Consider the following 13056-nt stretch of genomic DNA (forward strand, 5'->3'; position numbering starts at 1 on the left):
CAATCTCCTCCCTCATTCTTCGGTTGCGGCGCCTTTGCGGGCTCAGGCAAATGGATCGGGTTGCTGGGGATTTGTGGACAACCAGACGGATTTGGTCTGCAGAAAGCAGCGCATCCCTTCGAACCCGTTTTCGCGGCCGTAGCCCGATTGTTTCATGCCACCGACCGGCGATTGTGTGGCAGCGTTGAAATAGTTGTTGATATAGACCGTGCCGGCCTCGATCCGGTCGGCAATGCGCATCGCTTTGGCGACATCGCGGGTCCAGATACCTGCGGCAAGCCCGTAGATCGTGTCGTTGGCGATGCGAATTGCTTCTGCCTCGTCCTCCCAAGCCTCGGTGCTGACCACTGGGCCAAAAACTTCATTCTGTGCCAGATCGGAGGTGTTGGGGACATCTGCGAAAATCGTTGGCCCGACGTAATAACCGCTATCCCGGCACGCGGTCCGACCATCCAGCAACAACCTGTGACCCGCTTGCTCGGCCGCAGAAATGCGCGCCAGAACGGTTTCGTAGTGCCGCCGGTTGGCCATCGGCCCGATCTGCGTTGCCGGATCCAGAGGATCACCCACACGGGCTTTTTTCGCCACATCAACCAACCTTTCGGTGAAGTTGTCGATGATGTCGCGATGTACAAGCACGCGTGAACCCGAGATGCAGCTTTGTCCACCCGGAGGGAAAATTCCCGCAGCGACCCCGTTTACAGCCAGCTCTAGATCGGCATCGGGAAAGACAACTTGCGGCGACTTGCCACCAAGCTCCATCACCACCGGCTTAACTTGCTGCGCCGCCGCGATTGCGGCGGCTCGACCGCCCACTGTACCGCCCGTGAAACTGACCATCCTGACATCCGGGTGTTCAATCATCGGCTGGGCCGTCGTCGCCCCTAATCCGGTGACCACATTCAACACCCCGGGCGGCAGATCGGCCTCGAGCAGAACCTCCATCAGCTCCAGCGTCGATGCGCTGGAATGTTCCGAAGGTTTCATTACGACTGTATTTCCCGCCGCAAGACAGGGGGCGAGTTTCCAGAACAGGGTTCCCAGCGGTGAATTCCAGGGCAGTACCTGAGCGACAACGCCGAAGGGTTCCCACTTTACGTAGTTGTGGATGTCGGGTGCTTCGGCGGGGATGATCCGGCCCTCAAACTTGTCGCACATACCGGCGTAATAGTGGAAACTGTCAACCAGCCACTGACCCGCGCGCAATCCCGGAGTGATCATCGACGGCAGCTTGCCGTTGTCGCGGGTTTCGATCGCCCCCAATCGGTCGGCATGGCGAGAGATCACGTCACCCATGCGTCGCAGTATCCTACCCCGTTCGGCTGGCTGCATCCGGCCCCAATGACCTGCGTAATAAGCTGAATGCGCCGCACCCACAGCGAGATCGACATCCGCCTGCCGACAGTCGGGGATACGCGCCCAGACTTCGCCGGTGGCAGGGTTTTCACTGTCGATATATCCCCCGCCTGCGGGTGCGTGCCATGCGTTGCCGGCAAAGAAATCGAAGGTGCGGATGTCGGTCATCGGGTGTGCTCCGTTGGGTATTCCGGTGGCAATGGTGGGCGGCCAAGGATCATGTCGGCAGCCTTTTCCGCCATCATGACCACTGTGGCATACAGGTTGCCAGTGATTTGCATCGGCATCGCCGAAGCGTCGCAAACACGCAGCCCCTCGACCCCATGCACCCTTAATTCATGATCCAGCACGTCGCCCATACGTGCGGTGCAGGCCGGGTGGTGACCCGTATAGGCCGTCTGACGGATCGCCTGAACGATCGCGGCATCGGTGTGGGCGTCTTTCCAGGGCCCAGTCTCACCCGAAACCAGGCTTGCAATCGGTTCCTGCGCCATCACGTCTCGCATAACCTGAACACCGCGTTTCAGATGTTCGGTATCCTGCGGATCCGCGAAATAGTTTGGATCGATCAAAGGCTTCTCACTTGGGTCGGCGCTTGCCAGGCGAACTGTCCCAACCGAGCGGGGCCGCTCAAGGTTTATGTCTATTTGAACACCTGGTTTCGCCACCTTGCGACCGCGTACCAAAAGCCTGCGACCAAGCCGCTGTGTCAGCGGCGCGCGTTCTTCGCACCCATTGCCAAGGTTTTCTTCGACAACCATCGGGGTCATGAAAACTTCTAGCTCGGGCAGCGCAGGGTTGTCGAAGGCATGGAACAACACTGTCGAAAAGAATGCTCCTCCGCCGGGGCCTGAACCGTTCAGCAGCCATTTCCCCATCAGTAACGCCGCCCTGTCCAGCCTCTGATGCCGGGCATGACTGAGATCCGGCCGGTTCGAAGCGTATTGCATCGAAACATCGGGATGATCTGACAGGTTCGCCCCCACAGAGGGTAGATCAGACACAACATTAATCCCGTGCTGACAAAGATGACGGCCCGGCCCGATGCCGGACAGCATCAGCAGATGTGGCGTGCCGAAACTGCCCTGACAGACAATCACCTCGCGACGCGCACGGATCACTTCGCCATCAAGTGTTTCCACACCGATCGCACGCCGCCCGTCAAAAACTATTCGCGCAATCTGGCGCCCGGTGCAGAGTGTCAGATTCTTCGGTGGATTTTTCAGATATGCGATGGCCGCCGACTGGCGAACACCTCTCCAGACAGTCGAGTCATTTCGCGACACGCCTGTCCGCTCGGGCCCATTGAAGTCACTGATCTCGCGATGCCCGGCAGCCCTGGCCGCCGCTATGAATGCGCGCTCAAACTCTCCGAAATTTCTGGCGGGCTCGGTTTTCAACGGGCCGTCGCGCCCATGCCAATCGTCACAGCGGTCGCGTGCGCCCTCTGAGCGGCGGAAATACGGAAGAACGTCCGCATAGGACCAGCCCTCAAGCCCCGACTGCCGCCACATGTCGTAATCCGCCGCCACACCGCGCATGTAAATCATGCCGTTGACGATGGAGGATCCTCCCAAAGCCTTACCACGTGGATAGTAGAAGCTGCGACCATTCAATCCCGGCTGTGGCACAGAATGATAACCCCAATCGAGCCTGGGGTTGCCGAAGACGAACCCGTTCCCGGCTGGCATCCGGATGAACAGGTCTCGACCCCGACCACCGGCCTCGACCAGACAGACCGAAACCTTCGGGTCTTCCGCCAGCCGTGCCGCCAATACGCAACCGGCCGAGCCGCCCCCAGCGATTACATAATCGAACGCCTTCACCCCGAGAGCCTTTCGAGAATGGCATTCGTCATCTCGGCCCCGGTGGCCTGCCCGCCCAGATCAGGTGTCATGATGCCCACGTTCAGCGTGGCTTCGACTGCGGATTCCAGAAGACTGACGACATGGGGCTGGTCAAAACTGTATTGGAACATCATCGCGACGGACAGGATCGTGCCCACAGGGTTGGCAGTACCCAGACCTGCGATATCCGGCGCGGAACCTGCGGTGCTCTCATACATGCCGAATACTGGCCCGTCCGCCGGGTTCGCAGCCAGACAGGCCGAGGGCAGCATACCCAGTGAGCCCGCATATACTGCCGTCAGGTCGCTCAGCACGTCGCCCATCTGGTTGCAGCCGATCACCACGTCGAAATCCTCGGGCCGCCGCATCAGCTGATACGCGCAATTGTCCGCAAACATGTTTTCGAAGATTACATCCGGATATTCTTGCGCAACCTCGGTCACGACCGTGCGCCAAAGTTTGTAGCTTTCCATAACGTTTGATTTGTCACAGCTCACCAACCGACTCCGTCGCGACCGGGCCAATTGAAACCCGCCATGCGCAAACCGAGCAACTTCGGCCTCATCGTAGGCAGTCATGTCATAACCCTGCCGCAGACCATTCACCTGGCGTTGCCCCCTTTCGGTGGCAAACATGGCGCCACCACACATCTCGCGCAGGATCAGAACATCCGCGTTCTCAGCCAGTCCGGGTCGAAACGGGGTTTTGGACATGAGCGGCACCCAAGCACGGGCCGGGCGCAACCCCAGATAGGTTTGCAAATGATGGCGCAAATACATCAAACCGTCCTGACATTCGGCGCCGCCGGGCACCCGGATGCTGTCCCATTTCGGGCCGCCGACTGCCCCAACCAATATCGCGCCGGATTTACGCGCCTGATCAAGCACCTCTGGGGTGCAAAAGCTTCCATGCACCTCCCAGGACGCGCCGTGCAAAAGGCCGTGCCGAACGGACAAACTGATGCCTGAAAGTTCTGCCAGCCGTCCGGCGACGCGCAATCCCTGCTCCAGGATTTCCGGACCAATCCCATCGCCACCAAGGGCCAGAAGTGTCTTTTCCACCGATCATTCCTGCTTTGACGCCAGCAGCAGGATTACGTACTTGATGTGATCGAAAAAGACGGAAATGGTGAATGACAATCATTCGCCAAAGGTATGATGATGTCACGACCGATTCCGGTACCTCAGATCAACGCGTTCGAGGCAGCGGCGCGACGCCTGAGTTTTTCGCGTGCAGCGGAGGAGTTGAACGTACAGCAACCCGCCATCAGCCGGCATGTCTCGGCATTGGAGGCCGAGCTGGGGCTGAAACTCTTCCTGCGCAGCAAGCCGCGCCTGACCCTGACCAAGGAAGGAGAAATTCTGGCAGAGGCTGTGTCACAGGGATTTGACGCCATACGGAAAGGTTTGGAAACTCTGCGCGCGCATAAAGATGACGGGACAATTATCGTCAGCGCCAGTATCGGATTCACCAGCCTTTACCTGTTGCCTCGACTGGCGGAGTTTCAAAGCCAGTATCCAGACACCAAACTGCAAATCATCACCCGGGATCAAAACGCCGATTTCGACGCCGGTGCATGTGATGCAATCATTCTTTTTGGTCATAGTGGCCTGGAAGGTGCGGCCAGCAGGAAAATCTTTGGGGAAAACATGGTTGCCGTCTGCCATCCCGGTCTTCTGGAAAACGGTCGACCATTCACCCGATCGGAATTGGCCGACCGCAAACTCATTCACTTGTCCGGCCCGGATCACAATGGCGACTGGAAGCGATTTTTCGAGGGAACCGGGATAGACATTCCGAAACCGCCACCACACGACAGCTATCTAAGCTACATGGTTTATCTGCGGGCAATCCAGAACGGTCTGGGCATCGGTATTGGATGGCGCCCTCTGCTGAACGAGTATCTTGTCAACGGCTCACTGGCACTGGCCTGCGAGCACGAAAACAAAACCAACCGAGGGTATTTCTGTTCGGTTACCACATCGGGCGCTGCAAGACCCGGAGCCAGTCACTTTTTGGACTGGATCGGACAGAACGGGCCGTGATCTGTCAAGGATGACCGATCACCGTTGCACTGTTTGCCAGACAAAATAGGCATCTGCCGGCAGTTGAGACCGCAGAGCAACCTGCGATCCCAAAACCGGACTTGCTCAGTAAAAGTGGGGCAGGTTTTTTGCACGCGCGGCACGAACCCAGTTGGGCACGAATGGGACGATCTTGTCCTGCGACGGCACCATCATCTCGATGAAATTTGCACCGGGATTGGCGATGGCGTCTGTCAGCATCGGTTCGATATCCGCCTCGCTTGTTATGCGCGCAGCCTTGAAGCCGAAACCCTCTGCCACCTTGACATAATCGACGCGTCCGAAATCGGTCGACCAGGGTTCGTCAACGTCATCCAGCAATATCGCTTCTCCCCGGATCCAGCCGAATGTATCGTTGCGGGTCAGGATCACCGTGATGTTTTTGCCGCTGCGCTTCAGTGTCTCCATATCTCCGATTACGAACCCAAGGGAACCATCGCCCGTGAAAGAGATGATCGGCCCGTCATTGGCGTAGGCAGCGCCCAAACCTGCCGGAACCGAATACCCCAAAGCCCCCATCGAATAGTTGGTGATGTAACGGCGGCCGGGCTTTCGGAAGGTCAGCAAGGCGGAGGGGTAGATCGCGCTGACACCCGGTTCGGACGTCACCACGGCGTCTTCCGGCATGATCTTGTCCAGAACCTGAGACAGTTTCACCGGTGAGATCGTGCCTTCTGGCATTGGAATGTTCGAGTTGAACACCTTGTTCAGAGCGGTTTGCTTGACCGGGTTCAGATTGATCGGGTCGCGAGAAAGTGCCGTGTATTCCGACCTTAGAATCGCGACCATGTATTCCACGCTGGCGCGAGCGTCGCCAACCAGCCCGACCTTGACCGGGAAATTGTTGCCGACATGTGCCTCGGCAATGTCCAGATGCAGGAAAGTTTTATTTCTGGGGTCACCATAAAGCTTCCAATGATCCGTCGCCGCGCTATCCGTGTTCGAACCAATGAAAAATATGGTATCCGCATCGAATACGTACTGGTTGGAATATTCCATTCCACCACGGCCTCCGATCACCCGCAGGGCAAGGGGGTGATCTTCCGGAATTGTTCCCTTGCCCGGGGTGGTGGTGCCAACCGGTATTTGTAACAGCTCAGCCAGCTCCAGAATCGCGTCCGTCGCATTGGAGATCAAGGCACCCTGCCCGCAGACGATGGCAGGCTTTTTTGCCGCGAGCAGAACATCTATGGCAGCCCGGATCTTGGAGTGATCGGCCACCGGCCGGTGAGCCGGATAAAAGCTGTAATCCGGTTCGGCATAGAGATCCCCGACCTCAGCTTCTTCACCAAAGATGTTGATTGGGACACGGATATGTACCGGCGCCGGCCGACCTGAGGTCGCAACACGAAACGCTCGGCGCATCAGGAAGGGGATTTCTTGCGCATTGGTCAGCACAAATGACTCCTTGCAGATGCTGTCGTAAAGTCTGGTCTGATCAACACCGGTCAGCCCATGTTTTTTGTCCTGATTGATTGGGATGTCGGAACTGAAAAAGATCACTGGAACAGAGCTGAGGAAGGCCTCGGTGATGCCAGGGGTACAATGGGTCACGCCCGGGCTGGGTGCCTCGAGCACACAAGGGCGACCGGTAATTTTGGCATACGCTTCAGCGGCGAAGGAGGCTGTGCGTTCATCACGGGTTAGCACGAATTCGATGTCGCTGTGCTCGCGCCATTCCTTGTACCATCCTATTGTTGTTTCGCCGGGCAGACCAAACACGTGTTTGACGCCATGAAGCTCAAGCATTTTAAGAATGATCTGTGCGCCGTTCATACGTTTGGATTCTGAGTTTTCCATTGGTTTGCACCTTTCCGGGGCGAACTGCATACAATTTGGTATGCAGATTTTTCGCAGTTTTTTAGTTAAGCCAGTGGGGTGTCCACGGCGTATTTCTCAAGCATTTCGGGATCGACTTTTACGCCCAGACCAGGACCGGTAGGAACGTGAACCCTTCCGTGTTTGACGGGGAAAGGTTCGGTCAGGATGTCTTCGGCGGCGTAGTAAGTTGCCATGTAGAATTCGCATTGCAGCAGAAGGTCCGGCACCGCCGCCATCAAATGCGCGCCAGCCGCATGGGCAAGTCCGGTTTCGAACATGCAACCGCCGTAGACTTCGATCCCGGCCGCCCTGGCAATTGCCGCAACTTCCAGCGCCCGGCGGATGCCCCCGGATTTCATGATCTTGAGCGAAAAGATGTCTGCGATCCTGTGCTGGACACCATAGAGCGCGCCCTTGGGGTCGAACACGCTCTCATCCGCCATGATCGGTGTGTCGATCACATGGGTGATATGGGCCAACACCTCGCGTTCGTGCATCCTGACCGGTTGTTCCACAAATGTCGGGCGGAATGCTTCCAGATCGCGAATACATCGAACTGCATCATAGGCCGGCAAACCCTGGTTATAGTCGATGCGGATATCTACCTCGTCGCCATAGATTTCGCGCAGCTTTTCGCAACGCATCAGGTCGAACTTGTGGTCTGCAAAACCCGTCTTGAACTTGTAGATTCGAACACCGTCTTCCCACATCGCCGCGATGTCATCGAGATCGGCATCAAAATCCGGGTTGGCGACAGAAAAGCTCATGCCCATACTGTCGCGCATTCGGCCGCCGACCAGTTCACAGACCGAAAGGCCGGAGATCTGACCGGTGATGTCCAGCAACGCCATTTCCAGCGCGGCCTTGGCCTCGGGATGACCAACCACCACCTTATCGGCCATGTTCATGTGCTTTTCGACTTGCACCGGATCCTGACCGATCAAATGTGGCCGCAAGTGAACGTGCAGGGCTGCGGCATTGCCCTCGGCGGTACCGGTAAAAACCGGCCAGGGCGAGGCTTCCCCCCAACCGGTGAGGCCCGTGTCCGTCACGATTTCCACAATCGCTACGTTGATCCCCGCCACATCGCCGCTGCCGTGGGAGTGGACAGCCTTGGCCGGGATCGAAATTCGGTGAACGCGAATTTCCTCTATCTTGTGATCGCTCACACTGGTCTCCATCAAGAATAAGCGGGGTGCGGTTTATTGCGGCCGGACAACCAGAACGCTGCAGGATGCGTAACGAGAAACACGCGCCGCATTCGGGCCGATAAACAGATCCGTCACCGATGGCCGGCTGGCACCGATGACAACAAAGCTGGCACCGACTTGATCTGCATGCTCAATCAGCTTTTCATAGACCACTCCGCGCAAAACCTGTGCGTTGTGCTCCACCCCGTGCCAGTCAAAGGTCTCGCCATAGCTCTGAAGGTCATCCAGCGCCTCAACGAGCACTTTTTCCCGCATGTCGGCCGGAATGTACTCCTGAACGTAACTGTTCTGCTGATCCGGGATCACAAACACCAGCTCGACCTTGCTGTCATGGGTTCGCGCCAGCGAGATTGCCTCTTTGACAACAAGACTGTCTGCGTCTTTGTGGACCAGATCCACGGCCGCGAGAATAATGCCTTTGGTCATCTTACCGCCCTCTTGATGCCGATTATTCCGAGAAGGGTGGCTGGCCGACTAGCGGCCAACCGAGTTTACCATGTTATCCGGCAGATAGGTCGCCAGCTCGGGGAAGCCGATCAGGACGAACACCATCACCACCATGATCAAGAAAAGCGGCAGCGCGGTTTTGGCTATGTACCCCATTTCGTGTCGGGTTATCCCCTGCATGACGAACAGATTGAATCCGATCGGTGGGGTGATCTGTGCCATTTCCACAACCACGACGATGAAGATGCCGAACCAGATCAGATCAATCCCTGCGCCTTCGACCATCGGCTGAACGATCGCCATGGTCAGAACCACCGAGGAAATTCCGTCGAGGAACATGCCCAGCACGATGTAGAACAGCATCAAGGCCAGCAGCAGCGAAAAGCGCGACAGGTTCAGGGCTTCGATGTATTCCGCCAATGCACGCGGCAGACCGGTGAAACCCATGGCCAGTGTCAGAGCAATCGCACCCATCAGGATAAAGGCGATCATCGCCGATGTCCGCGTCGCACCCAGCAGGCTTTCGATAAAGGCTTCCTTGGTCAGCGATCCCTGCAAACCGGCCAGAATGAAGGCGCCGACAACGCCGATGGCCGCGGCTTCGGTCGCAGTGGCAAAACCGCCATACATCGAACCGATGACAACCAGGATCAACAGGATGATCGGGATCAGAAACCGGCTTTCATTCAGCTTTTGACCAAAGGTCATCTTGTCGGCGATCTCCGGCACTTCCTTTGGCCGGATGAACGACCACCCGGCGACATAGGCCATGAACATACCGGCCAGAAAAATACCGGGCAGAATGCCCGCCATGAACAGCTTCGAGATCGATTGCTCGACCGCAACACCGTATACAATCAAAGTCAGCGACGGAGGGATCATAAGACCCAGCGTTGCCGCGCCGGTCAGCGTTCCGATGATCATGTATTCCGGGTACTTGCGCGCCCGAAGCTCCGGGATTGACATCTTCCCAACGGTGGTCAGCGTCGCTGCGGAAGAACCGGAAACAGCCGCGAATATCGTGCATCCGACGATGTTGACATGCACCAGACCGCCTGGCATGCGCTGCATCCATGGGCTGAGACCGCGGAACATATCCTGTGATAATCGACTTCGAAACAGGATTTCACCCATCCAGATGAACAGCGGCAAAGCCGTCAATGTCCAACTGGACGATCCGGTCCAGATGCGGGTTAGCATTGCGTCGCCCGCAGGGCGGGACGTGAACATTTCAAGGCCCAGATAGGCGACCCCAAACAACGCCAGTGCCACCCAAACGCCAGTTCCTAGCAGAAGAAACAGAGCGAACAGGAAGATGAGTACGAGGTAAACTTGATCCATGACGTCACTCCGCGTGCGCGTCGACCCCAAGGGATCGAATGTTGTCCTTACCCGCGAAGAGGGCGCAGATCAGATTGTCCAAGGCACAGATCGCCAACAGAACCGTGCCGATCACCATCGACATCTGTGGGATCCAGATCGGCCAGGCATCCTGACCCTGGCTGATGTCGTTGAAGCGGTAACTTTCGTAGGTCAGTTTGATTGCGTAACGCGCGAACAGGAAAGTCAGGTAGCTGGCGATGGCCCAGCACCAGATCTCGCCGTATCTGCGGTATCTCCCCATCACGTTGAGCAACAAATTCACCCTGATATGGCTGCCGCTGTTCATGGCGTAGGGCAATGCCAGAAACGACGCCGCCGCCATGCAATACCCCGTGAAATCAGGCCCACCGACAACAATCTCACCGACCCAGCGGGACACCATTTGCATTGAGACGAAACACAGGATCAGGATCAAAAAAACAGCTGCAACGTATCCGGCCCATCGATAGATGGTGTCCAATACAGTGCGCAGAAGACTGAAAAACGTCACGACCACCCTCCTTTATGTGTGCCCCGGCATCGATCCGGCACCGGGGCAATTATCAAGTGGTTGGGTTTATTGGGCCGCTTTGAAGGCGTCGACGATCTGCTTGCCTTGATCGCCCGCCGATTCCAGCCATTCGGCAGTCATGGTCTCACCAATGTCACGCAGCTCGGCCGCAAGCGCGTCACCCGCGGGGCCAGTGGTCATCCCGTTTTTCGCCAGTTCGTTCACGGTGAACTCGGTATACTGGATCGAGCGCCAGTCCCCTGCATATTCGGCAAGCACGGCACAGCCGTTCACGACGTTCTTGGTGGCCTCGTCCAGACCGTTCCAGGCGTCCATGTTTACCATCACGTAGTTGCGGGGCATCCATGCGTCCACGCCATAATAATGCGAGAGGCTTTCCCAGACTTTCCGGTCGTAGCCGGTGGACCCCGAAGATACCATCCCCTGTGCGACACCAGTAGCGAAAGCCTGGCTGATTTCGGCGGCTTCGATCTGCACCGGCAGCATTCCGGCCAGCTCGGCCAGACGGGCGCTTGCCGAATTGTAAGCACGGAATTTCAAGCCTTCGGCATCCGCCAACGAGTTTACTTCACGGTCGAAGTAGAGCCCCTGCCCCGGCCACGGAACGGAATACAGAAGATGCAGATTTTGCTCGGCCAACAACTCTGTCAGCGGACCTTTGGCGGCTTCCCAGAGTTTTTCGGAGTCGTCGAACGAAGTTGCAAGAAACGGAACCGAGTCAAATCCGAACAGCGGGTTTTCATTCTGGTGACCGGACAACAGGCGTTCACCAATATTCACCTGACCGGTCTGAATGGCGCGTTTGATTTCCGCACCGGCATAGAGCGAACCACCGGGATGGGTCTGAATGGTTAGCGCACCACCAGTCCCGATCGTCACGCATTCCGCGAATTCCGCACCTGTTGCCGAGTGAAAATTGGTGGCCGAATACGCCATCGGCATATCCCAGGTTTCCGCCGACGCAGCAACGCTTGATACGGTGACGACAGCGACGCTGGCGGCGAGCTTGGTAAGTGTGGTTGACATGTTTGGCTCCCTTGTTGCCTTGGTTTTGCTCTGCTGGCAGAGCATTCTTGATTATTCAGTCAGAACCGCATCGGATCATAAGAACTCAGGTCGATATTGGTGCGGTCGTTGGTGATCAGTCCTGCCAGAATCCGGCCCGTTTTGGGCCCGGCAGTAAGACCGATGTGATGATGCCCGAACCCGGCCAGAACGCCGGTATTTCCAATTTCCCCAATCAGCGGCAGGCTGTCCGACGGAGCCGGGCGATGCCCAAGCCAGCTGGTTTCGCTTTCGAATTTCAGGTTCGGGAAACTCTCCAACACCTTGCGTTTCAAGAGGTCCAGCGGCGCTTTTGACGGCCCCGCTTCAAGACCGCCAAATTCGACCACACCGGCGCATCGCAACCTGCCTTCCATCGGTGTGGCTACGAATTTGCCAGTGGTCACCATCAGCGGGGTCGCCGGGCCGTTTTCTGGTGCGGTAAATTCCATGTGGTAGCCGCGCTCGCTTTCGATCGGCACGGAAATCCCAAGCTTCTTGGCCAGCGGCTTGGACCAGACACCTGTCGCCAGAACGACCTTGGTGCAGGGCAATCTGCCGTCTTTGGTCACAACAGCCGTGACCTGCCCATCGGTCAGCTCAAAATCTACAACTTCTGTCTGGTGAAAAACGGCACCAAGCCTTTCGGCCTCGCCGGCCAATGCAGCGACATAGGCACCCGGATTTCGGCTGAACCCATGATCATGCATTACCGCGAGCAAATTCAAGTTCGGGGATAGGTTGGGCTCGAACTCCCGAACTGCTGAACCTTCCAGAATCTCGGGCTCGAACCCTGCTATCCTGCGCAGCATCCAGGTGTAGTCGTCATCCTCGAACGCCGCCCGCGTCGGGTAGACAAAGCTGTAGTCGCTGGTCTGAATCCACTCCGCCGCCCCAGTATCCTTGGCCAGGGACAAATGCTGTTCGACCGAGTCACTGGTTAGCGGTGTAAGCCCCTTCGCAATGCGCCGCGTATCCTTGTCGTTGGCATTCGACATATACTTCAGAAGCCAGGGCAAAAGGCGCGGCAGGTAGGACCAGCGCAGAAACAAAGGGAAATCTGGATCCAACGCCATCCGCGGGCCTTTGAGCACCAAGCCCGGCGCCGTCACTGGCGCTACGGAACAGGCAGCCAATACGCCGGCATTTCCGTAGGAGGTGGCTTTGGCATCGCCAGGGGGGTTGCGATCAACGATGGTGACATCGACACCCTTGCGCCGCAACCAGATGGCCGTCGACACGCCGACGATCCCGGCTCCGATAATGACCACTTGTTCGCCGCTGAAGCTCATCATCCCTCACCGTACCCAGAATCATTTGGGCGGGTACTATATTCTGCCCTGTATACAGAC

The 13056-nt window shown here is 57.4% G+C and carries 11 protein-coding genes; 1 reads left to right on the forward strand and 10 read right to left on the reverse strand.

Annotation, left to right across the window (positions count from 1 at the left end; translation table 11 throughout):
- Positions 1-42 precede the first annotated feature (42 nt).
- The 3 genes from AC2TDJ_RS10340 to leuB are packed head-to-tail and all read right to left on the reverse strand — an operon-like array spanning position 43 to position 4264.
- Entirely contained in the window at positions 43-1524 is a 1482-nt protein-coding gene (locus tag AC2TDJ_RS10340; protein ID WP_480841868.1) for an aldehyde dehydrogenase, read from the reverse strand.
- Positions 1521-3182 carry a GMC family oxidoreductase gene (locus AC2TDJ_RS10345; RefSeq protein WP_480841870.1) on the reverse strand — a complete coding sequence of 554 codons (1662 nt, stop codon included), beginning with the start codon at positions 3180-3182 and terminating at the stop codon, positions 1521-1523. Before AC2TDJ_RS10345 ends, AC2TDJ_RS10340 begins: the two co-directional genes overlap by 4 nt.
- On the reverse strand, positions 3179-4264 hold the full coding sequence (leuB, locus tag AC2TDJ_RS10350) for a 3-isopropylmalate dehydrogenase (protein WP_480841872.1): 1086 nt from the start codon (positions 4262-4264) through the stop codon (positions 3179-3181). Before leuB ends, AC2TDJ_RS10345 begins: the two co-directional genes overlap by 4 nt.
- 99 nt (positions 4265-4363) lie before the next feature.
- Here leuB and AC2TDJ_RS10355 point away from each other — a divergent pair, with 99 nt between their 5' ends.
- Positions 4364-5248 (forward strand): LysR substrate-binding domain-containing protein, encoded by an 885-nt coding sequence (locus tag AC2TDJ_RS10355; RefSeq protein ID WP_480841874.1) that lies wholly within the window; start codon positions 4364-4366, stop codon positions 5246-5248.
- 105 nt (positions 5249-5353) lie between these two features.
- Here AC2TDJ_RS10355 and AC2TDJ_RS10360 read toward each other — a convergent pair whose 3' ends face one another.
- The 7 genes from AC2TDJ_RS10360 to AC2TDJ_RS10390 form a co-directional block, all read right to left on the reverse strand.
- Positions 5354-7087, reverse strand: coding sequence for a thiamine pyrophosphate-binding protein (locus AC2TDJ_RS10360; RefSeq protein ID WP_480841876.1), 1734 nt, complete (start codon positions 7085-7087; stop codon positions 5354-5356).
- Between the two features lie 65 nt (positions 7088-7152).
- Entirely contained in the window at positions 7153-8277 is a 1125-nt protein-coding gene (locus AC2TDJ_RS10365; protein ID WP_480841878.1) for an enolase C-terminal domain-like protein, read from the reverse strand.
- A gap of 33 nt (positions 8278-8310) precedes the next feature.
- Positions 8311-8745 (reverse strand): universal stress protein, encoded by a 435-nt coding sequence (locus tag AC2TDJ_RS10370; RefSeq protein ID WP_480841880.1) that lies wholly within the window; start codon positions 8743-8745, stop codon positions 8311-8313.
- Positions 8746-8793: 48 nt separating this feature from the next.
- Complete coding sequence (locus tag AC2TDJ_RS10375) at positions 8794-10107, reverse strand: TRAP transporter large permease (RefSeq protein ID WP_480841882.1); 1314 nt, start codon at positions 10105-10107, stop codon at positions 8794-8796.
- Between the two features lie 4 nt (positions 10108-10111).
- On the reverse strand, positions 10112-10639 hold the full coding sequence (locus AC2TDJ_RS10380; protein WP_480841884.1) for a TRAP transporter small permease: 528 nt from the start codon (positions 10637-10639) through the stop codon (positions 10112-10114).
- 66 nt (positions 10640-10705) lie between these two features.
- Positions 10706-11686: a TRAP transporter substrate-binding protein gene (locus AC2TDJ_RS10385; protein WP_480841886.1), complete on the reverse strand. Its 981-nt coding sequence runs from the start codon at positions 11684-11686 to the stop codon at positions 10706-10708.
- 59 nt (positions 11687-11745) lie between these two features.
- Positions 11746-12996 carry an NAD(P)/FAD-dependent oxidoreductase gene (locus tag AC2TDJ_RS10390; RefSeq protein WP_480841888.1) on the reverse strand — a complete coding sequence of 417 codons (1251 nt, stop codon included), beginning with the start codon at positions 12994-12996 and terminating at the stop codon, positions 11746-11748.
- Positions 12997-13056: the final 60 nt, after the last annotated feature.

This window comes from Ruegeria sp. HKCCD6647-2 (assembly GCF_057221075.1).